The organism is Pseudomonas sp. Q1, from assembly GCF_009935975.1.
Taxonomy (GTDB): domain Bacteria; phylum Pseudomonadota; class Gammaproteobacteria; order Pseudomonadales; family Pseudomonadaceae; genus Aquipseudomonas; species Aquipseudomonas palleroniana.
The window spans coordinates 14,691-34,875 of record NZ_QODI01000001.1; the positions used below are offsets into that span (position 1 = coordinate 14,691).

The window sequence follows — 20,185 nt, forward strand, 5'->3', positions numbered from 1 at the left end:
CTCATGAAACGCAAAGACAAAATAGCCGTCTCCGTTATTGCGGTGTTCGCCGTGGGTGTGCTGGTTTACCTGGCCGTGCCGCAGCTTCTGGCCAACAAGCGCCAGACCACCAACGACGCTTTCGTCGCCGCCGACTTCACTTTGGTTGCGCCGCGCGTGGCGGGCTTCATCAAGGAAGTGCTGGTGGAAGACAACCAGCGCGTCAAAGCCGGCCAACTGTTGGCGCTGATCGACGACCGCGATTTTCGCGCCGCCGCCCAAGCGGCTGATGCGGATACCTTGGTGGCCCAGGCCCAATTGAAAAATGCCAACGCGACCCTGGAGCGCCAAAGCTCGGTGATCGCCCAGGCCCAGGCTACGGTGGCGGCTGATCGCGCCGAAATGGCCTTCGCCGAACACGAGTTGAATCGCTACAACCACCTTGCTGGTGTCGGCGCAGGCACGGTGCAGAACGCCCAGCAAGCCAAGACCCGCATCGATCAAGCCACCGCGCGTCTGGCCAAAGCCACGGCGGTGTTGGCGGCCGAGCGCAAGCAGGTGGAGATTCTCACCGCTCAGCGTGATGCCGCCGAAGGTGGACTCAAGCGTGCCCAGGCCGCGCTGGAAATGGCCAGTTACCAGCTGTCCTACACCCGCATCGTTGCGCCGGTGGATGGCATGGTCGGCGAGCGTGCGGTACGGGTGGGCGCTTATGTGACGCCGGGCAGCAAGATCCTGGCGGTGGTGCCGTTGGCCGAGGCCTATGTAGTGGCCAATTTCCAGGAGACGCAACTGTCGCATATGCAGGCTGGCCAGGCGGTGCAGGTCAGCGTCGACAGCCTCGACGGCGAGTTGCTCAAGGGGCATCTGGAAAGCCTTGCGCCCGCCACCGGAGTGACCTTTGCCTCGATCAAACCGGATAACGCCACGGGTAATTTCACCAAGGTGGTACAGCGGATTCCGGTAAAGATTGTCCTCGAACCCAACCAGCCGCTGACCGAGCGCCTGCGCGTCGGTATGTCGGTGGAAGCCAGCGTCGACACGCACGCAGTCGCGCAGCCGCGTGAGGTGGCCCAGCAATGAGACAGATGGCCTGGCTTACCTTGAGCCTTATCAGCCTGAGCGCGTGTACCGTTGGCCCGGATTTCCAACGGCCCCAAGGTCCACACGTCACGCAATGGAGCCAACCCCAGGGGCGTCAGGCCGCCAGCCGTGCAGTGACCGACCCGTTGCAGGAGCGCTGGTGGGACGTATTCCACGACGCACAACTGTCGGCGCTGACCCGGCGTGCGCTCACCGACAATCTTGACCTGAAACTGGCCAGCAGCCGTCTGCAACAAAGCCGCGCCGTGCGCCAGGTGACCACCGCTGAGCGTTATCCCAACCTCGTTGCAGCGGGCGGCTATCAGCGCAAACGCAACAGCGGCAAAGGCTTGAGTGACCCGTCCGGCGAGAACGGTCGCGCAGCGTTCAACCAGTGGGATGCGGGCTTCTCCGCCGCTTGGGAGCTGGACTTCTGGGGCCGGGTCAAACGCGAAACCGAAGCTGCCGACGCTACGCTGCAAGTCGCTGAAGACGACCGCCGCGCTGTGCTGCTTTCGGTGCTTGCCGAGACCGCTCAGGACTACATCCAACTGCGTGGCGTACAGAACACCCGCGCCGTCACCGAGCAAAACCTCGACGTCGCTCGCCACAGCCTCAAGCTCTCGCAATTGCGCCTGGCCGATGGTGTGGCCACGGATCTGGATGTCGCCGAAGCCGCTGCCCAGGTAGCGGCCATCGAAGCGCGCCTGCCGGAGTTGCAGCAACGCCAGGACCAGCTGATCAACGCCCTGAGCCTGCTGATGGGCGAGCCGCCACAGGCGCTGCATGCGCAATTGTCAAAGGACGCCGCTGTGCCACAAACCCAGCGGCAGGTCGCTATAGGCCTGCCGTCGGAACTCGCGGAGCGTCGCCCCGATATTCGTCAGGCCGAGGCCCGTTTGCATGCAGCCACCGCCAACATCGGTGTGGCCAAGGGCGACTTCTATCCGCGTATCACCCTGTCCGGCAGTCTCGGTTCGCAGGCCATGCAACTCGCCGATTTCGGCTCCTGGGGCTCTCGCGCGTTTGCCTTCGGTCCGCAGTTGAGCTTGCCGCTGTTCAATGGCGGGCGCCTGCAAGGCATGTTGAATTTGCGCGAAGCCCAGCAGCAGGAAGCGGCGCTGGCGTATCAGCAAACCGTGCTGCGGGCCTGGCACGAAATCGACGACCAGTTGACTCGCTACAACGCCAGCCAACTGCGGCGCGACAGCCTTGCCGAAGCCGTGCGCCAGAACCAGATCGCACTGACCACGGCACAGCAGCAGTACGTTGAAGGCGTGGTGGATTTCGTCAACGTGCTCACCGTGCAAAGCGCTTTGTTGGCGACGCAGGAGCAATGGGTGGAAAGCTCCACCGGCGTGTCGCTGGCGATGGTTGGCTTGTACAAAGCCTTGGGCGGTGGTTGGGAATCGGTGTACCCGCTGCAAACCGCGAAGCGCTGAATCACAAAGAGTTTTGTCAGTCGCGAAATAAGGTGTAATGATAATTGCTCTCAATAGTGTATCTGAGCTTTTCATGGACACCGCGACTGACGGCCAGCACCCGCTTCACCTCCTGTACCGCGATCATCATGGTTGGTTGCAAGGCTGGCTGCGCAAGCGCCTGGGCGACCGCGAGCACGCCGCCGACGTGGCCCAGGACACCTTCCTGCGCCTGCTGGTGTCCGGACGTTTCCCCGGTGACAAGGAGAGCCGCAGTTACCTGGCGCAGATTGCGCGCAACCTGGTGATCGATCAATGGCGGCGCCTGCGCATCGAGCGTGCCTACCTGGAAAGCATTGCGCACCTGCCTGAACCGGAGTCGCCGTCGCTGGAAACTCGCGCGCTGATCCTCGAAACCCTGCTGCAGATCGACGCCATGCTCGACCGCATGCCCGACAATGTGCGCCGGGCGTTCTTGCTGTCGCAATTCGAAGGCTTGAGCTACGCCCAGATTGCTGAGCGCCTGGGGGTTACCGTCAGCTCGGTGCAGAAGTACATGACCCGTGCCATCGTCGCCTGTTACCACGTGGCCTACGCCGAATGAAGCACGACGCGCCCATCGCCCCAGCCATTGTCGAGCAAGCCAGCGAGTGGCTGATGTTGCAATGGGGCGGTGACCTGCAGGGTGAACGGCGCGAGGCGTTTGCCCGATGGCAGGCGGCTGACCCGGAACATCGCCGCGCCTGGCAACGTTTGCAGCAACTGCAGCACACCCTTGGCGCAGTGCCGGCCGAGAGCGCCCGCGCCGTACTGCGCGACACCCCGGACACCCAGCGCCGTGCGGCCCTCAAGCTGCTCGGCCTGCTGCTGGTCGCCGGCGGCAGCGGCTATCTGGTGCAGCGCAGCGAACCCTGGCAAGCGGCTTTCGCCGAGCACCGCACCACCACGGGCGAGATCCGCCGCGTGATCCTCAGCGACGGCACGCGGGTCGACCTCAACAGCGACAGTGCGTTTGACCTGCGCTTCAGCGACAGCGAGCGGCGCCTGCGTCTGATTCGTGGCGAGGTCCTGCTGACCAGCGGTCACGACCCGCTGCGCCCGCTGATCGTGCAAACCCCGGCCGGTGATGTGCAAGCGTTGGGCACGCGTTTTTCCGTGCGCGAATTGCCCGATGGCAGCCGTGTCGATCTCTATGAAGGCCGCGTGCGCGTCAGCCCTTGGAAGGGTGCGGCGGTGCAGATGAATGCCGGTGACAGCCTGTGGTTCAACGAGCGCGAAAGCTCGGCCTTGCCTGCGGTGAATGCTAACGCCAGCAGTTGGACCGAGCATCGTCTGATCGCCGAACGCCAGCCGCTGGGTGAGTTTGTCGCGCAGTTGAGTCGCTATCGGCCGGGCGTGTTGCGTTGTGATCCGAACGTTGCCGATTTGCGGCTGACCGGTGTGTTTCCGCTGCGTAATACCAACGCAATCCTGGCAGCCTTGGAGCGTTCGTTGCCGGTGCGAGTGCAGACGGTGACGCGCTTCTGGGTGACCATCAAGGCCAGGGTCTGAAAATATTCTGGTCAGCGCTTGTCGGTTTGCGCGCCTCGCTCGGGATAGCTCTTGAAAGCCAATCAAGAAGCGTTCTCACGGGGAGTCCAGCCATGCCGCACCACCCAATCCAACCCTTGGCCCGCGCCCTGCGCCGCAGCCTGTTCGTCAGCCTGCTGGCCACGGTGCCCCTGGCGCCAACCCTGGTTCAGGCCCAAGAGGGCAGCGAAGCCCGGCATGCCTATAACATTCCGGCGGGGAGTCTTGATCAGGCGCTTAATCGCTTCGCCAGCGTTTCGGGGATCTTGCTGTCGGTGGACGCTTCGCTCACTCAAGGCAGGCGCAGCGCGGGCCTGCAAGGCCAGTACGCGGTTGCGGATGGGTTGGGGCAATTGTTGGCGGGCAGTGGGTTGGTCGCGGTGCAGTCCCAAGGCAGTTGGTCATTGCAGGCGATTGCCGAAGGCGGCGCGGTGCAGTTGGGCGCTACGCAAATCAGCGGCGAAGCGCAGGAAAGCGCGTGGGGGCGGGTGGACGGCATCGTGGCCACGCGCAGCGCCTCCGGCAGCAAGACGGATTCGGCGCTGGTGGAAATTCCTCAGACCATCAACGTGATCAGCGCCGCCGAAATCAAGGCGCGTGGCTCACAGAGCGTCACCCAGGCATTGCTCTACACCCCGGGCATGAGTGCCGGCGGCTTTGCAGACCGGGTCAAGTTATTCGACGAACCCACTTCCCGCGGTTTTGCTCCCGTGCCGTTGTACCTGGATGGGTTGCACTTGCCCTACGGTGGCGGCAGTACCGGTGGCGCGTTGCAGATCGAGCCCTATGGGTTGGAGCGTATCGAAGTGCTCAAAGGCCCGGCCTCGGTGCTGTATGGGCAGAACCAGCCCGGTGGCATCGTCAACATGGTCAGCAAGCGGCCCAGCGAAACGCTGATTCATCAGATCGTGCTGGAGGCCGGCACGTACGCGCATAAAAGCGCCGCCATCGACCTGAGTGGCCCGCTGGATGAGCAAGGGCAATTCCTCTACCGCCTGACCGGGCTGGCCAATGACGGGCAGGACGAAATCAACTACGTCAAAAACAGACGTCAGTTCATCGCGCCCAGCTTCACCTGGCGCCCCAACGACGACACCCACTTGACCCTGTTCGCCCAGTACCAGAAAGACAAAGGTGTGCCCGAAGCCCAAGGCTTGCCCGCGTCCGGCACGTTGTGGGCCAACCCCAACGGCAAGATCAAGCGCGACCTGTTTCTTGGCGAACCCGGCGTGAACCAATACAACCGCGAGCAGTACGTGCTGGGTTACGAGATCTCCCATCGTCTCAACGACACCTGGACCCTCAAGCAAAATGCACGTTATGCCGAGGTGGACGACCGCTATACCGCGCCACTGCACGGCTACGCCTTCGTTCCCAACCCGGTGACCGGTGTACAGGACCAACGCTATCTGCAACGTTTTGGCGTGGACTGGGCGCAAAACAACAAAGTGTATGGCGTGGACAGCATCGCCCAGGCTGAATTCGACACCGGTGTGTTGGCTCACACCGCTATCGTTGGCCTGGATTACTACCATTCCAACTCGCTATTCCACGGCCTGTATGACCGCAACCCACCGGTCATCGATTTGTTCAAGCCGGTCTATGGCCAGCGCCTGAATTTCGGCCAGCCTTACCGCTGGGATCGCTCCATCACCCAGACCGGCCTGTACGCGCAGGACCAGATCAAGCTGGATAAATGGACGCTGGTGCTGGGCGGGCGCTATGACTGGGCCAATGTGGTGAACAAGGAACCGCTGGCAGATACCCGCTTCGCCAGCAAGGACCAGGCGTTCACTGGTCGTGCCGGGTTGGTGTACCTGTTCGATAACGGCCTGGCGCCCTTCATCAGCTACTCGCAATCCTTCCTGCCACTGGCCGGCACCGACGCCACCGGCAAGCCGTTCGAGCCCTCGACGGGCAACCAATATGAAGTCGGCATGAAATACCAGCCGCCAGGGCAGAAGAGTTTTGTGCAGGTTTCGGTATATCAACTGGATCAGAAAAACGTACTGACCACCAACCCTGTGGACACCACCTTTAGCACCCAAAGCGGTGCCATGCGCTCACGGGGTGTGGAGCTGGAAGCCAAGGCCGCCCTCAGCGACGCCTGGGAAGTCATTGCGTCGGCTGCGCGCAACGACATCAAGTACACCCAGGACAACGACGGCCGCCAAGGTCGCCATCCTGCCGGCATCTCGCCGCTCACTGCGTCGATGTGGGTCAACTACAGCGTACTGGGCGACACGCCCTTGGCCGGCCTCGGCGCGGGCTTGGGCGTACGTTATGCGCGCCAGAGCCTGGGCGATTACTACGAAGGTGCCTTCAGCGTACCTTCATACAGTGTCTACGACGCCAGCCTGAGCTACGACTTGGGGCAGTCACCGCTGCAACTCAAAGGCGTGAAACTGGCGATGAACGTGCAGAACCTCACCAACAAGACCTACGTGTCGCAGTGCACCGGTGACCTGGACTGCTATTACGGTGAAGGGCGCACGGTGGTGTCGAGCCTGACCTACGACTGGTAGACGTGTGCTAGGTCCGCAATAACATAAAGGTGGCGTCATCTTCGGTTGAGTGCCCATCAAGGGTCTGCTCAGCGATAGCCTTGATCTGGTTTTCGACTGACAGCTCTGCCCAGAACCCATCGGTTGCCAGTATCCATGTTGTGTCTTTGATGATCTGCAGGGTTTGAATGTGAGGCTCATGCGCACGACGGTGGCTCATGCAGTTGAGCAGGGTTTTGCGCGCGGGGTTGCTGGCGATGGCTGAGTGGCTCAAATCACCTCTCCAGTTGGGACCACAGTGGGGAGCATTGAGCCAGTTCACCCGCTGATCGTCGTCCAAGTAGCCTATGCAGCAGTCCCCTGCGTGAATGGAAACGGCCGTTTGCCCCACTACCAGTAGCGTCAGGTAACTGGTGGAGGCAAATGGAAAGTCTGGGGAAAGGTTTGAATGCACGTCGTCGAGTAAGGTAAGTGCCAACCGCATTGCCTTGTCAGGACATGATGCGATGGAGGGCGCTGCACGGGTAAAGGACTCAAGAAGGTAGCGGGTCAGTGTTCTCGCCAATTCGCCACTGTTCGGCTTAGAGGAGCCATCGGCGATCACGTAGAGATAAGCGTCCGAGTTCTGTGCTGAGCCGCTGACATCGCAGTTTTCGGCTCTGTCAGCACCTTGACGGCTGAGGCTCAAGTACCGGATCAAGTAGGCACTCCGAATCCAACCAGGGTCGTTAATCGTTCGAGAAGCAACGCCTCTCGATCAGAGTCCTGAGCGGTGCTTTGGATCACGTCCTGAAATGCGGGTAACTTCAGAAACGCCTCAAACTGCTCGCTTACAAAACGGCGCAGTTCGATCGGTGCTCGCGCCACTTCTTGAATGAGTTCTTCCCGACCGTCCAGTAACGCGACGATGTCTTCAATATCATTGGACATCAGCATGTCACCCCGACCTCGTCCTTGATATGCCTGTAGTTTTGCGGCGAGAAACCACGGAGCGGCAAATGTCTTGATGAGTGTTCCGCTGGGGAGTTTGTAGTCGACGGCATTTTCTAATCCGCCGACAAACCAGCTATTGGAAAAGCCCAGTACCTTTTCATCCGTTGGCATGAAGTCGACCTTCAGATGACCTAGTCTCAGGCGGCAGGTGACGGAGTCCTGGCCGGTATTTTTGAAGCCTCGGGGTTTCAAATTTTCTTCCAGGCGATACCAGTCGGCGGTGCCAGTCAGATGAATGACTAGGTCAACATCATCCGTGCCGCGAATTGACTCTAAGGTGTATTCGTCAGTGATAAGCAAGATGGTTGTACATCCACCGACAAACGCTACATGCTCGCGTAGGTCACTGCCCAGCGCATCGGCGACTTCTTCAAGCATTTGCAACATCATTTCCCGGTTCGATGTCACAAGATCCACTCCCGTAGCATGGCGTCAGCGATTTTGGTTTCACGAGGACCACCGATGCGAATGGCGTCCACTAGTGCAAGGAAGTGATAGAGCAATTCATCTTTTTTGACTGCTACCGGTACGGTTTTGAATAAAGGCAGCACTTGCTGCCCTTTCCTCTTCCCGTTGGCGTCGGGCCAGACGGGGATGAGATCACCACCACTCATGATCTTGCCTGCCATTATTGGGGCGGCAAATGCGGTTGGAATGCCACGTACGATAGGGCCTGGCTTGGCGGGAAATACGTAGCGAATTGCATATTTTACGAAGTCCAGTAGAGCGGTGTTTCTGACGGTTGGTTTTCCACTCGATAAGTCGGTGAAGATAAGACCAATCTCCCGGCAGCGATTAAGCGAGTTGGATACTTCGCTCTTGCTCAGTGCGAGGGAAGCCGACAAGGCCCTGACTGAATAGCTTTCAAGGTTGGGTGGAGTAGTGGCGTCTTCGCTGTCCTCCCATCCTTCCCATTTCTCTACAGGTGAAAGTTCGATTTTCTCACTATTTCCTGTAAGGCGCAGATTGAGAACGTGATCCAAGTAGTCTGGGGATGCCTCCGGTGCAAGCAGCATCGCTTCCTCAAAGTCGCGTTTGAGCGTGAACTCTCGCTTCTTGACTCTCTCGCCTCTGGCCTGCAGGTCCAGACTGATCAGCTTGAAGAGTATTACAATGTCTTGACTTTTCATTCATGCTCGCATTCCAGTGTCCACCGTCCATGGACTGTGGACAAAACTTTCATGTGTGCGCTATCCATGTCAAGAAGTTTGTCAATTCCGCAAAAACACCACATACCCTCGAAACCACTCATTCCCTTGCAAATACCCCGGTGCTTCCCATTCCCCGCCTTGAATCAGCCCCACCTTGAACGACAACCCCAATCGATTCATCCGGGGTAAGTACGCTGCGTAATCCGGGATGCTATGGCGGCCCTGATAGGTCTGCACCACCACCTCATCCACCACGCCCTTGAGCTGGGCGATGGCGGCCGGGTCGGCGTTGCTGCTCCAGTCCATCAGGCCGGTGATGCTCAGGCGCAGGTCGGCGGGCAGGCGTTGGCGCAGGTCGCGCAGGAAGGCTGCGTATTCGTGCAGGTATTGGGTGCGGGCGTCGAAGTCGATCTGGATTCCGACCACCGGGTTGCCGGCGTCGCGCCAGCGTTGCACCTGGCCGAACACTTGGGTGTAGATCTGCTCCGGCCAATGCAAGGTGTGGGCACGGTAGACCACCCAGACCTCGCCTTGGGTGAGGCGCGGTACGCTGATGCCCTGGGCGATCAATTGCACGCCGCGCTGTGGCGCGCGGCGGGTGGAGTTGATCTGGCCCTGCAGGATGTACAGGGTTTTGGCCTGCTTGAGCACCGGCTGCGGCGTGACGCCGCTCCATAGCCAGAAGGCGTCATAGTCGCGGGCGTCAACAGCGCCAAAGGCCGGGCTTGCCAACAGCAGCAAGCCGAGCCACAGGTGCTTCACCAGTAGTACTGCAGAGACTTGCCCCACTCGGTGTCGGCAAAGCTGGTTTTGAGCTGGCGGAACCACGCCTTGCGCACGGCAGGTTCAACTTCATTGCCACCGCAGCTGTTATAGCCTGAAGGCGCATAGCAGTTGATGGCGCGGAATAGGGCATAGGCCTTGTCGTTCTTCGGAGCCTTGGCGTTGGCGATGACGAGTTTGTAGCCGTCGAGCCGCGAGAAGGTTTCGCCTTTGAAGTCCGACGCCGTACTGCCCAGGCTGCCGGCGGCGCGGGCTTGTTCCAGCGGCATGCCGTCCAGGCCGTTACGCAGGATGAACTCGCCGAAGCAATTCAGGCCCTGCGGGTTTTTCGCGTCGTTTTGCAAGGTTGCTGCGGTTTGCGCGATGCTCGGGCACGCATAGCCGGATTCGGCTTTGTCCCCGTTCCACTGGAACATTTTCAGGCTCTGGCCTGAGGTATAGACGTAGCCCAGGCTGGTGCCCAGCTTGTCTTCGGGCGCCGGGGCCGGCAGTTGCTTGAAGTCGGCGGCGAAGTCGGCGAACTGGCTGTGCAACAGGTCTTTATAAAGCAGCACGAATTGCGCGGTGTTGCGCTCCACGGGGTCACTGGCCTTGGCCAGTTGTTGGCGCAGCAGGTCCGGCCCGGCCACGTTGCGCAGCAGGATGTAACGCACTTGCTGGGCGCTGATCGGCGAGTCGGCGGCAAACACCTTGGCCAATTGGCCGCTGCGTTCGTAGTTCATGGCCAGGGCCAATTCCAGCTGGTCACGTTGCAGTGGCAGCTTGGCTAGCGGGAGCAATTGCAGCCACAGCGACTCGGCGGCTTTCCAGTCTTTTTTCTCCTCCAGGGCCAATGCGCGCAAGGTCTGTTGGCTGAAGGCGAAATAATCCAGGCTCGACGGCACTTCCTTGGGCAACAGCTTCAAGGCGTTGTCGGGCTGATGCTCGACGTACAGCGCGTAGGCCGCCTGTACGTAGTCGAACTGAGCCGGCTCATTGGCAAACACGCCTTTCTGCCCGTCGAGCTCTTCGCGAGTCAGTTCCGGCGGGGTATGGGCGCGCATCGCCATCAGGTCGGTGACCAACTGAATCATGGGGTTTTGCACGGTGCTGCGATTGACCATCAACAGTTTGAGGTCGGCTTCTTCCACCAGTTCTTCCAGCGACGCGTTGCGCTGTGTATCCGTCGCCTGGGTCAGTTGCCACGCATAGGCCTCGGCCAGTTTGTCGGTATCATCCGCCAGCCAGTACACCCGGCGCAGCAGGCCACGGGCCGAGGTGGCGTAAGCGCCCTGTGGATAAGTTTTCAGGTAACCGAGGAAGCCCTCTTCGGCGTTGCTCAGGGCCGACTTGTCCACACGTTCGAGCTTCGGCATGCCGTATTCGTCGAAGGCCTCGGCCTGTGCCTGGTTCAGCGATGTGCGGGCGGTCATGTACAGCGCGGTTTCTTTCAGCCAGGGCAAGGTGCTGCTGCTGGCAGCGGCAAAACCGCGTTCGGCGTCGCTGAAGCGCCCGCTGTAGAAGTCGGCGGCTGCTTGCAGATAGGTACGCAGCAGTTGGCCTTCGGGCGACTGAATCTGTTGCGGCTCCACGACCTGGCCATTCCAATCGCAGGTGGCGAGCAACTGCACACGGGCTTTGACCAGCACGTCGCGCTCGGCCGCCGGCATGTCGGCCTTGACGACTTGGCCGATAAACGCCGCGGCGCTGTCGTCATCATTGCTGCGGCAACGGCTGCCTTCACCGCTGAGGAAGGCTTGGCCGGCGGCCTTGCTATCGCCGCGCTGGATGCCCAATGGCGCCAGCAGTTCGTCAAGCCCGGGGGCCGAGGAGTCGTCTGCTTCTGCGGGCGGGGTGTCATTGGACGTCAGGCGATACACCGGGAACGGCACCGGACCGAAGCCTTGCTCCAGGTCGGTTTCATTCAGTGCGTTGGGTTTCAGCGGCATCGCCTGTTTGTCTGCCAGTAACAGGCGCAGGTTGACCCGGCTGTCATTGCCCGGGCTCAGGAAGGGCAGGTTGCTGCAGCCTTCAAGGCTGTCGCGTGATACCCGCCAGTCGGGGTAGCACGAATCATCGCCGCTGGCCTGGGCTTGGAAGGAAAGGCCGGCGAGCAACGCCAGACCCAGAGGAGGCAGAAAACCGATGCGCATGACGTGTCCTTTGATCCTGAGTCCTTGGAGGGTCGCAATCATAACGTACGCCTGCGAAGACGTCGGTAGCGCCCTACAATAAATTCAGATTTATCCGTTTTCGGTAGTGGCAATTTGATTTGCCTGCCCTAGACTGCCGACATTATCAGGGAGTAGTTACCGCATGGAGCCGTTACGTAGTTGGGTGTTTGGAGTTTCATGTCTGATGGGCCTGACGCAACTGGCCATGGCGGACGACCCGTTGTTGGATCACCCCCCTGCGGCGGCGACCGGCGCCGACGAGGCGCGTGGCGTGTTGCGTGCCCGCGACCAGGCAATGCTGGCCAGCGAGCTGTCGGGGCGGATCGTCGAGTTGCCCTTCAGCGAGGGCGAATCGTTCAAGAAGGGCGACACTCTGGCACGCTTCGACTGCTCGGCCTACCAGGCCCAGCTCAATGCCGCCCAGGCCGCCAGCCGTGGCGCCGGTGAGGAGCTTGCCCACAACAAACAACTGGCGGCACTCAACTCCGTCGGGCGTTTTGAAGTGGCCCGCGCCGAAGCCAAACTCACCGAGACCCAGGCTCAAACCCAGGTTTATCAAGTACAGGTCAAACGCTGCAGCGTGCTGGCGCCGTATGACGGCCAAGTGGTGCAGCGCAAGGTCCAGCGTTACGAAAGCGTATCGGCCGGGGCGCCGTTGCTGGAGATCGTCGATAACCACAGCCTGGAAATCCACCTGCGGGTGCCGTCGCGCTGGATGGGCAAACTCAAGCCCGGGCAAACCTTCAATTTCACTCCCGACGAAACCGGTCAGGCATTCACGGCCACGGTCAAGCGCCTGGGTGCTCGTATTGATGAAGGCAGCCAGACACTGCTGCTGGTCGCCACCTTGCCGAACGCTTCCGGGCTGCTGGCAGGCATGAGCGGTACTGCCCGCTTTGCGCAATTGCAATGAACGCACCGCTGGCGGGCCACGCCGAGCGCGTGTTTGCGCAGTTTCTCGATCTTGAGCGTCAGATTCGTGCGGCGCGTACCACCGAGCAACTGGCCTACAGCCTGGTCAACGATGGCCAACCACTGTTTGGCTATCGCCATGCCGCCCTGTTGATCGCCGGTAAGGTGCGGGCGGTGACGGCGGTGAGCAGCGTCGATCCCAACGCGCCGTTCGTGGCTTTTGTCGAACAAGCGGTGGCGCAGTTGCACAAGCTGGCGATGAGCCAAACCGCACGGGTGGTGCCGGCTGAGCAATTGAGTGGTGCGGTGCAAGCCGATTGGCAGAGCCTGTCGGCCGGGCATGTGTTCTGGTTGCCGTTGATTGACCCCCAGGGCCGAGTGTTCGGCGGCCTGTGGCTGGCGCGGGACACGCCGTGGAGCCCGGCCGAGCAAGTACTGCTGGCGCAACTGGGCGACACTTGCAGCCATGCCTGGCATGCGTTGCAACCGCGCCAGTCGTGGCGCTTGCGCCTGACCCGCAAACGCCAGATAGCGGCGGTGGTGGCGTTGCTGCTGACGCTGCTGATCCCGGTGCACCAGTCGGTGCTGGCGCCCGCCGAAGTGGTGCCGCTGGCCGGGCAAGTCGTCGCGGCGCCGCTGGATGGGGTGATCGCGGAGTTCCTGGTCAAACCTAACCAGACGGTGAAAACCGGCGACCTGTTGCTGCGCTTTGAAAGCACCACGCTGACGGCCCAGGCCGATGTGGCCGCGCGTGCGCTGGGCGTGGCCGAGGCGGAGCTCAAGGCCAATTCCCAGCGTGCCTTTGCCGATGCCGAGTCCAGCTCGAAGATTGACCTGCTGGCCGCCCGCGTCGAGCAAAAACGTGCTGAACGTGACTATGCACGTGAGCTGCTCAAACGTAGCGAAGTGCGCGCCGAACGCGACGGGATCGCCGTATTCGCAGATGCCGATCGCTGGACCGGTAAACCGGTGCAAACCGGCGAGCGGCTGTTGCAGATCGCCGATCCGGCCCAGGCGGAGTTGCGCATTGAATTGGCGGTGGGTGATGCGATTGCCTTGGCGCCCAATGCCCAGGTCGCGCTGTTTCTCGACAGCGACCCGCTGCAACGTCACCTCGCGACCCTGCAACGGGTCGCCTATGAAGCGCAGCCCACACCGGGTGGGCAGTTGGCCTATCGCCTCGATGCGCAATTCGATGATGCGCCGCCCCGTATCGGCCTGCGCGGTACCGCGAAACTCTATGGAGAGCGGGCGCCGCTGGCCCTGTACCTGCTGCGCCGGCCGCTGGCAGGCTTACGCCAGAGCGTGGGTCTCTGATGAGCCTGCCCAGGCTGCGCGAAGACCTGCAATTGTCCGCCGCCGGCGCCGCGTTGGACGGCTCGCCGCGCTGGACCCTGGCCGACCCGGTACGTGGGCGTTATTTCAAACTTGACGCCAGCGCGATTCGTTTGTTGCGTCACTGGTCGCTGGGCGATCCGGAAAAAGTCCTGCAGGCCGCCAACCGCGAACCGGGTTTGCCCCTGGAGGGGCGCGAAGTGGAGGAGCTGCTGAACTTTTTGCGTGCCCATGACCTGATCGCCGCCTTCGACCCGCAGCAGCGGGCGAGTTACCCCTATAAAGCGGCCGCGCAAAAGCGCAGCCTGTGGCAGGTGTTGCTGCATCAGTACCTGTTTTTCCGCATTCCGTTGTGGCGCCCGGATGCGTTTCTCAACCGTGTATGGCCTTGGCTGGCACGCTTTGGCCCGGGATTGTTGCGTTACGGCTTGCCGATCATCCTGGGCTTGGGCGTGTTTCTGGTCGCACGCGACTGGCAGCGTTTCCTGGCGACCTTCCCGCACCTGTTCAGCCTCGGCGGCGCCCTGGCATTCGGTGTGGCGTTGTTTTTCGCCAAGCTGTGCCATGAATTCGGCCATGCCTTCATGGCCAAGCGCGCCGGGTGCCGGGTGCAGAGCATGGGCGTGGCGTTCATGGTGTTGCTGCCGATGTTCTACACCGATGTGAGCGACGCGTGGCGGGTCAATGATCGCCGTGCGCGGTTGATGATCGGAGCCGGCGGGGTGATGGCCGAGTTGTTGCTGGCGTGCATTGCCCTGCTCGCATGGTCGTTGTTGCCCGACGGTCCGGCGCGCACGGCGGCGTTCATGTTGGCCAGCGCGACTTGGCTGACCACGTTGGCGATCAACCTCAACCCGTTCATGCGCTTTGATGGTTATTTTCTGATCAGTGACTGGTGGGGCGTGGATAACTTGCAAGGCCGCGCTTTTGCACTGTGCCGTTGGCGCCTGCGCGAACTGTTGTTCGGTTATGGCGAGCCGGCGCCGGAGCCGTGGTCGCCGACGATGCAACGACGCTTGCTGGGGTGGGGTTACCTGGCGTGGCTGTGGCGGGCGGCGCTGTTCCTCGGGATTGCGCTGGCGGTGTATCACCTGTTTTTCAAGCTGCTCGGGATCTTCCTGATGCTGGTGGAACTGGTGTGGTTCATCTGCTTGCCGGTCTTCAAGGAGTGGCGCGAATGGTGGAGTCGTCGCACCCAGGCACATGCCCCCCGGGTGTTGCTCAGCAGCCTGGGCCTGCTGTTGCTGCTGCTGGCGCTGGTGGTGCCGTGGCGCAGCGCCGTGGAGTTGCCGGCCATGCTCGAAGCCGGACGTGCCAGCGCATTGCATGCGCCCGTGGCGGCGCGGGTCAAGCAGGTACGGGTGGCCGATGGCGAGGCCGTCACCCAAGGCCAGGTATTGTTCGAGTTGGAGTCGCCGGATCTGGAAGCGCGACAAAGCATCGTGCGCCGTGAAGTGGAGATTCTGCAGTTGCAGATGCGTCGCCAGGCCGGGCGCACTGAAACGGCGGCAGATGCCGGGATCAACGATCAGCGTCTGTCCCAGGCCCTGGCCGAATACCGAGGCCTGGCTGCCCAGCGCGAGCGGTTGCTGTTGCGCGCACCCCATGCAGGCACGGTGCGCGATGTGTTGCCGCAATTGAGCGTGGGCCGTTGGCTGTCGCCCAAGGATTCGCTCGCGCAAGTGGTGGAAGAGGGGGCACGCCTGCGGGGTTACCTGGCCGAGGCAGAGTTGTGGCGGGTAGCCCCGGGCGCCACCGGGCGCTTTATCGCCGATGACCCGATGCATGCCGCTATCCCTGTCGAATTGAGCGATATCGACACCAATGGCGTGGCCTACCTGGACCAGGAGTCACTCACCTCCGACCACCATGGGCCAATCGCCGTACGCCGTGATGAAAACCAGCGCCCGGAGCCGGTCCAGGCCCAGTACGGCGCGCGGTTGAAAAGCGTGCAACCGATCCAAACACCCCGCCAGCCCCTGCGCGGCGTGGTGGTATTGCAAGGGCGCAGTGAGTCGGTGCTGGGCGTCGCCTGGCGTCGGGCGGCAGCGTTGGGGGTGCGAGAAAGCGGGTTCTGACAGGAGTTGAACGATGTTGAACAAGGATGGCGCCCTGGCGCAGGGCTTGGTGGTCCGCCCGTCACGCAGCAGCGATGGGCCGTTTTTGCAGAGCCTCTACCGTTCGGCGCGTGCGGATCTGCAATGGATCGATGGCGAGCAAGCGTTGGTGGAGGCGGTGATTGCCCAGCAGTTCCAGGTGCAGGAACGAGGGATGGACGAGCATTTTCCCGGCGCCCTGCATTATGTGATCGAGAAACTGGCCACGCCCATCGGTGCGTTGAGCGCCGACTTCGGGCCTGCTGAAATCCGTGTGTTGTACCTGGCTTTCGTCCCTACCGCCCGTGGGCAAGGCTTTGGTCGTGCGGTGTTGCAAGGGGTGCAGCAGGCCGCTGCCCAAGTGTGTTGCCCGGTGGCGACGGTGGTGTGGGCGAGTAACCCCCATGCGCGCCAGCATTATCTGGCGCTGGGGTTTGAGGTGGAGGAACAGACACCCGCCGCGCAGCGCCTGGTGTGGTACCCGTCTCAGTTGAAAACGATGCAGAAATAACCGCGCTGGGTGTCGCGGCCCATCGCGGGTTCGCGGGATACGAACACGTTTTCCAGGCAGCTGTCCCCCAGAGGCAGGCGGCAGAGGCCGTCGACGAAATCGGTCGGTACGAGGCTTTCGAGCAACACGCTGAACGCCGTGCGTGAGCCGCCAGGCAAGCTGGCCTTGGGGGCGTGAGTGAGGCGTTGGATCTGGATGGGCAGTGCAGAACCATCGGGCAGGTAAAGCACGCTGGTCTGGTTCAACAAAGGCTGGAAATGATTGAGGGTCATCAGGTTCAGCATAAGGCGGCTCCACTTGGGAAATGCCGAGACCCGTGGGCCTCGGCCAGGGGCTTAGCTGCGGGACGGAAAGATGCCGTTCAGCGCAATGCTGAAGTTGATCACCAGGAACGGGTTCATCGTGGCCATGGCCTGGCCTTGGCCGGCGGGGTCGATGGTGCCGGTCAAGGTGGTACTGACGCCTTTGAGCGTCACCGGGTTGGCGCCCTGTTGGTCCGAGTAGATCGTCGCGCTGCCCGGGCCGGGGCCGGAAGCGCCGATAAACGCGTTGGCGGCAGTGGGGACCGTGACCGGGTTGCTGGTGACACTGGTCAGTTGCACGGTGGTGGTGGAAGTGAAGGCCGCGGTGCCATGTGTGTGGGTCGGCAGGTTGGCCAGGGTGGCGGTGACGTTCTCGACCCCGGCGAACGCGCCGATGACTCGCGGCGACAGGTTCGCGCCGTTGCCTTGGCCGATGGGCAAGCGCCCCTGCAAATCCGGCAGCTTGAAGGACTGCACACCGTCGCCGCCGTACGTGGTGCTGATCAGGGCGAACAGCGCCTGGTACTGGCTGATGGACAAGGTTTGACCGGCGCACAAGGCCCAGTCTCTAGGGGCGAAATTAAACGCGAACGGTTGAATAGTGCCGATGAATACTTCCATGGATCGTTCATCCTTGCTTATGGCTCTATGGGTGTGTGACGCCAATTGATCTGGCGTCATCGCAGAGCGTAGACGCCGCTGATGCGCGGCGCCCGGCGGTCGCGAAACCGCGAGCGAAACCGGGGCTTTTGGCCTAGAGTGGCGCATGTTGACGCAACGGCGGGGTTTGCCCGGGAATCGGGCAGTGTCAGGGGAATTGAGGTGCGACGGTCTGTGGTAGAACAAGACAACAAAGTGGGGGTTTTTCCCGCAGTCAATCGCCTGTCGGCGGCTTGGGAAGGTGCCGGTTGGCTCAGCCGTTTATGGTGGGTGCCGATTCTGGCGCTGGCCATGGCCGTGCGTTTCTATGGCCTCACGGCCTCGGCGATCTGGGGCGACGAAGGATCGAGCCTGTTGCTGAGCGAATACGCCATCGATGACCTGTGGTTTCACGCGGCCCATGATGTGCACCCGCCCTTGTACTTTTTCATGTTGCGCGGCTGGATCGGGCTGTTTGGCGATGGCATCTGGTCGATTCGCGGTATGAGTGCAATCCCCGGCGTGGTCGCGGTGGGCCTGGGGATCTGGCTGACGCGGAAACTGTCCACCCGGCGCGCCGCGATACTGGCGGGGGTGCTGCTGGCGCTGTACCCCACTGCCGTGCGTTACAGCCAGGAAGTGCGCATGTACTCGCTGCTGGCCGTGTGGCTGCTGGCCGCCACGCTGGCGCTGGTGTACTGGGTACGCCGGCCCGAGCGCAGGCGCTACCTGGCGGCCTACGTGCTGCTGATGGTGGCTGGGTTCTATACCCATTACTTCACAGCCTTGTGTGTGCTGGTGCATTGGTCCTACCTGGGGCTGTTGTGCGCGACCCAGGCGCCGGGCCAGCGTCTGATCCTGCGCCCTTCGTGGTGGTGCGCCAATACCCTGATCGTGGCGCTGTACCTGCCCTGGTTGCCGAACCTGCTGGACCTGACCCAACACGTTGAACAGCTCAAGGTCGGCGGCGATATCGGTTGGGAAGACCCGGTCACGCTGATCTCCGTGCCGTCGATGGTCTGGCAGTTCATGCTCCAGGATGAGGGCATCGATTTCTGGAAACCGTTGTTCTGGCTGTTTCCGCTGTTGCTGATTGGCGTCGTGGTTGCGACCGCCTGGCGTGATCGTGAGGCCCATCGGCCGGCGGGCCTGCTGGCGATGTTTTTCCTGCTGCCGCTGTTGCTGGTGTACGCGGTGTCGTTTATTTCCCCGGTCTTTATCGAGCGCTACCTCACGGTGTATGCCCTCGGCTTGCCGATCATGGTGGCCTTGGCCATCGACCGTTTGCCCAAGCGGCTGTCACGTTGGGGCGTCGCGTTCCTGGTGCTGTTTGTCAGCGTGGAACTGCTGGGGGTGAAGAACAACGCCACCGTGGACGAGCATGACCAATTCAACGTGCCGGTGGAGTTCGTCAACCGTAACTATCAGGAAGACGACCGCATCGTTCTCAGTGACATGCTGTGGTACCTCAGCTACGTGTATTACGACCAGACCGACGCCCAACTACAGCTCTACACGCCACCCAAAGCCGACGGTACACCGACTCGGCCGACCGCCTACGGCTTTGGCACCCTGGTGGACCAGGACGGTGGGCGCATTTATCTCGACCGCCTGTCGGCATTGCCGGCGGATACCCGCCGCGTGTGGCTGATCAGCAGTGCCGAGCCGCCGGATGATTTCGCCCCGATACCCGCCGATTGGCGCGAACTCATGCGCCAGGATGGCGGCGGCGCAAGAGCGCGCCTGTTTGTCCTGTGTCGCGGGCCAGAGCCTTCGCAGCCTGAGGGCTGCCGCTAATTGCGAATTGGCATTAAGAAAATGTCTAAATAGTGGCAAATAACCACTAGTGAGCACCGCAATCCTCAGCTACGCTTCGGGCATAAATGGATTTGTCCTACAAAGTGGTGAAAGGATTGCGCTATCACTTTATCTCCGGTCTGCCGCGTTCCGGCTCGACCTTACTTTCTGCGATCCTGCTGCAGAACCCCCGTTTTCGCGCGGGCATGAGCAGCCCCGTAGGGACGCTGTTCAATGGCGTGCTGGCGCAGTGCAGCGCCGGCAGCGAGTTTGGCTCGGTCATTGATCCGGACACCCGCCGTCGCCTGTTGCGCGGCCTGTTTGATGCTTACTACGGCGACAAACCCTCCACCCCCGTGGTGTTCGACACCAACCGCCAGTGGTGCGCGCGCATGCCTGCCTTGCACGACCTGTTCCCCCAGGCCAAGGTCATCGCCTGCGTGCGCAATGTCGCGTGGATCATGGACAGCCTGGAACGCCTTTACCGCGCCAATCCGTTTGAGAACACCAAACTGTTCAACGACGATATCGAGCGCAACACCGTGTACAGCCGCGTCGAAACCCTCGGCCAGCGCAATCGCCTGGTGGGTTATGCCTGGTCGGCCCTCAAAGAGGCTTACTACGGCGAAAACGCCGGTTCCATGCTGATCGTCGACTACGACCTGCTGTCCCAGGCGCCGGAGCGCGTGATGCGGTTGGTCTACGCATTCATCGGCGAGCCGTGGTTCGAGCATGACTTCGACAACCTCAGCTACGACGCACCGGACTTCGACGAGGCGCTGGGCGTCAGAGGGTTGCACCGGGTCAAACCCAAGGTCGCGCTGCAACCTCGGCGTACGATCCTGCCGCCCGACCTCTTCGAGCAGTTCGCGCATATGGATTTCTGGCGGGATGGGAGCCTGAGCGCCGCCAATGTGATTCGCACTAAAGCCGATGCCGTGATCAATTGATCGCGGT

At 61.8% G+C, this 20,185-nt stretch carries 18 protein-coding genes; 11 read left to right on the forward strand and 7 right to left on the reverse strand.

The genetic code is table 11. The features are described 5' to 3' along the window. The first annotated feature begins 3 nt into the window (after positions 1 to 3). The 5 genes from DK870_RS00050 to DK870_RS00070 all read left to right on the forward strand — a co-directional run bounded on the left by DK870_RS00050 (position 4) and on the right by DK870_RS00070 (position 6,577). The gene (locus tag DK870_RS00050) at positions 4 to 1,062 is read left to right on the forward strand and encodes an HlyD family secretion protein (protein ID WP_161547545.1); all 1,059 of its coding nucleotides are present in this window, start codon (positions 4 to 6) and stop codon (positions 1,060 to 1,062) included. Next, positions 1,059 to 2,504, forward strand: a complete 1,446-nt coding sequence (locus tag DK870_RS00055) for an efflux transporter outer membrane subunit (RefSeq protein ID WP_104995136.1) — start codon at positions 1,059 to 1,061, stop codon at positions 2,502 to 2,504. The genes DK870_RS00050 and DK870_RS00055 overlap by 4 nt, the downstream gene beginning before the upstream one ends. A gap of 73 nt (positions 2,505 to 2,577) precedes the next feature. Continuing rightward, positions 2,578 to 3,087, forward strand: a complete 510-nt coding sequence (locus tag DK870_RS00060; protein ID WP_161547548.1) for a sigma-70 family RNA polymerase sigma factor — start codon at positions 2,578 to 2,580, stop codon at positions 3,085 to 3,087. Continuing rightward, a complete protein-coding gene (locus DK870_RS00065; protein ID WP_161547550.1) occupies positions 3,084 to 4,034 on the forward strand; it encodes a FecR domain-containing protein in 951 nt (316 codons plus the stop codon). Before DK870_RS00060 ends, DK870_RS00065 begins: the two co-directional genes overlap by 4 nt. Positions 4,035 to 4,126: 92 nt before the next feature. Then, on the forward strand, positions 4,127 to 6,577 hold the full coding sequence (locus tag DK870_RS00070; protein ID WP_161547552.1) for a TonB-dependent siderophore receptor: 2,451 nt from the start codon (positions 4,127 to 4,129) through the stop codon (positions 6,575 to 6,577). Between the two features lie 7 nt (positions 6,578 to 6,584). Here the strand turns inward: DK870_RS00070 and DK870_RS00075 are convergent, their stop codons facing one another. The 5 genes from DK870_RS00075 to DK870_RS00095 all read right to left on the reverse strand — a co-directional run bounded on the left by DK870_RS00075 (position 6,585) and on the right by DK870_RS00095 (position 11,615). Continuing rightward, complete coding sequence (locus DK870_RS00075) at positions 6,585 to 7,244, reverse strand: protein phosphatase 2C domain-containing protein (RefSeq protein ID WP_232965934.1); 660 nt, start codon at positions 7,242 to 7,244, stop codon at positions 6,585 to 6,587. A gap of 8 nt (positions 7,245 to 7,252) precedes the next feature. Next, positions 7,253 to 7,927 (reverse strand): hypothetical protein, encoded by a 675-nt coding sequence (locus DK870_RS00080; RefSeq protein ID WP_372241625.1) that lies wholly within the window; start codon positions 7,925 to 7,927, stop codon positions 7,253 to 7,255. 26 nt (positions 7,928 to 7,953) lie between these two features. Next, positions 7,954 to 8,679 (reverse strand): hypothetical protein, encoded by a 726-nt coding sequence (locus DK870_RS00085; RefSeq protein WP_161547558.1) that lies wholly within the window; start codon positions 8,677 to 8,679, stop codon positions 7,954 to 7,956. An 81-nt stretch (positions 8,680 to 8,760) separates the two neighbouring features. Beyond that, positions 8,761 to 9,462 carry a DUF3142 domain-containing protein gene (locus DK870_RS00090; protein WP_161547561.1) on the reverse strand — a complete coding sequence of 234 codons (702 nt, stop codon included), beginning with the start codon at positions 9,460 to 9,462 and terminating at the stop codon, positions 8,761 to 8,763. Further along, complete coding sequence (locus DK870_RS00095) at positions 9,459 to 11,615, reverse strand: outer membrane assembly lipoprotein YfiO (protein WP_161547564.1); 2,157 nt, start codon at positions 11,613 to 11,615, stop codon at positions 9,459 to 9,461. The genes DK870_RS00090 and DK870_RS00095 overlap by 4 nt, the downstream gene beginning before the upstream one ends. A 163-nt stretch (positions 11,616 to 11,778) precedes the next feature. On the opposite strand from DK870_RS00095, the gene DK870_RS00100 reads away from it, so the two are divergent. From DK870_RS00100 to DK870_RS00115, 4 genes are read left to right on the forward strand one after another with little or no spacing between them, the layout of a single operon-like run. Then, a complete protein-coding gene (locus DK870_RS00100; protein WP_104995139.1) occupies positions 11,779 to 12,549 on the forward strand; it encodes an efflux RND transporter periplasmic adaptor subunit in 771 nt (256 codons plus the stop codon). Then, on the forward strand, positions 12,546 to 13,865 hold the full coding sequence (locus tag DK870_RS00105; RefSeq protein WP_161547566.1) for an efflux RND transporter periplasmic adaptor subunit: 1,320 nt from the start codon (positions 12,546 to 12,548) through the stop codon (positions 13,863 to 13,865). The genes DK870_RS00100 and DK870_RS00105 overlap by 4 nt, the downstream gene beginning before the upstream one ends. Further along, entirely contained in the window at positions 13,865 to 15,961 is a 2,097-nt protein-coding gene (locus DK870_RS00110) for an HlyD family efflux transporter periplasmic adaptor subunit (RefSeq protein ID WP_161547569.1), read from the forward strand. Before DK870_RS00105 ends, DK870_RS00110 begins: the two co-directional genes overlap by 1 nt. A gap of 13 nt (positions 15,962 to 15,974) precedes the next feature. Then, positions 15,975 to 16,490, forward strand: a complete 516-nt coding sequence (locus tag DK870_RS00115; RefSeq protein WP_060755487.1) for a GNAT family N-acetyltransferase — start codon at positions 15,975 to 15,977, stop codon at positions 16,488 to 16,490. Here DK870_RS00115 and DK870_RS00120 read toward each other — a convergent pair. Further along, positions 16,466 to 16,774, reverse strand: coding sequence for a hypothetical protein (locus DK870_RS00120; protein ID WP_060755488.1), 309 nt, complete (start codon positions 16,772 to 16,774; stop codon positions 16,466 to 16,468). The genes DK870_RS00115 and DK870_RS00120 overlap by 25 nt on opposite strands. 51 nt (positions 16,775 to 16,825) lie before the next feature. Further along, a complete protein-coding gene (locus DK870_RS00125) occupies positions 16,826 to 17,413 on the reverse strand; it encodes a phage tail protein (protein WP_161547572.1) in 588 nt (195 codons plus the stop codon). 201 nt (positions 17,414 to 17,614) lie between these two features. Here DK870_RS00125 and DK870_RS00130 point away from each other — a divergent pair, with 201 nt between their 5' ends. After that, positions 17,615 to 19,228, forward strand: coding sequence for a glycosyltransferase family 39 protein (locus tag DK870_RS00130; protein ID WP_161547573.1), 1,614 nt, complete (start codon positions 17,615 to 17,617; stop codon positions 19,226 to 19,228). Between the two features lie 86 nt (positions 19,229 to 19,314). Further along, on the forward strand, positions 19,315 to 20,178 hold the full coding sequence (locus DK870_RS00135; protein ID WP_104995143.1) for a sulfotransferase: 864 nt from the start codon (positions 19,315 to 19,317) through the stop codon (positions 20,176 to 20,178). The last annotated feature ends 7 nt before the right edge of the window (positions 20,179 to 20,185 follow it).

What these genes read in the sequence shown, in the direction of transcription:
- DK870_RS00050 (WP_161547545.1), top strand. Translation starts at nt 4, where the DNA reads ATGAAACGCAAAGACAAAATAGCCGTCTCCGTTATTGCGGTGTTCGCC.
- DK870_RS00055 (WP_104995136.1), top strand. Translation starts at nt 1,059, where the DNA reads ATGAGACAGATGGCCTGGCTTACCTTGAGCCTTATCAGCCTGAGCGCG.
- DK870_RS00060 (WP_161547548.1), top strand. Translation starts at nt 2,578, where the DNA reads ATGGACACCGCGACTGACGGCCAGCACCCGCTTCACCTCCTGTACCGC.
- DK870_RS00065 (WP_161547550.1), top strand. Translation starts at nt 3,084, where the DNA reads ATGAAGCACGACGCGCCCATCGCCCCAGCCATTGTCGAGCAAGCCAGC.
- DK870_RS00070 (WP_161547552.1), top strand. Translation starts at nt 4,127, where the DNA reads ATGCCGCACCACCCAATCCAACCCTTGGCCCGCGCCCTGCGCCGCAGC.
- DK870_RS00080 (WP_372241625.1), bottom strand. Translation starts at nt 7,927, where the DNA reads ATGCTTGAAGAAGTCGCCGATGCGCTGGGCAGTGACCTACGCGAGCAT.
- DK870_RS00085 (WP_161547558.1), bottom strand. Translation starts at nt 8,679, where the DNA reads ATGAAAAGTCAAGACATTGTAATACTCTTCAAGCTGATCAGTCTGGAC.
- DK870_RS00095 (WP_161547564.1), bottom strand. Translation starts at nt 11,615, where the DNA reads ATGCGCATCGGTTTTCTGCCTCCTCTGGGTCTGGCGTTGCTCGCCGGC.
- DK870_RS00100 (WP_104995139.1), top strand. Translation starts at nt 11,779, where the DNA reads ATGGAGCCGTTACGTAGTTGGGTGTTTGGAGTTTCATGTCTGATGGGC.
- DK870_RS00105 (WP_161547566.1), top strand. Translation starts at nt 12,546, where the DNA reads ATGAACGCACCGCTGGCGGGCCACGCCGAGCGCGTGTTTGCGCAGTTT.
- DK870_RS00110 (WP_161547569.1), top strand. Translation starts at nt 13,865, where the DNA reads ATGAGCCTGCCCAGGCTGCGCGAAGACCTGCAATTGTCCGCCGCCGGC.
- DK870_RS00115 (WP_060755487.1), top strand. Translation starts at nt 15,975, where the DNA reads ATGTTGAACAAGGATGGCGCCCTGGCGCAGGGCTTGGTGGTCCGCCCG.
- DK870_RS00120 (WP_060755488.1), bottom strand. Translation starts at nt 16,774, where the DNA reads ATGCTGAACCTGATGACCCTCAATCATTTCCAGCCTTTGTTGAACCAG.
- DK870_RS00125 (WP_161547572.1), bottom strand. Translation starts at nt 17,413, where the DNA reads ATGGAAGTATTCATCGGCACTATTCAACCGTTCGCGTTTAATTTCGCC.
- DK870_RS00135 (WP_104995143.1), top strand. Translation starts at nt 19,315, where the DNA reads ATGGATTTGTCCTACAAAGTGGTGAAAGGATTGCGCTATCACTTTATC.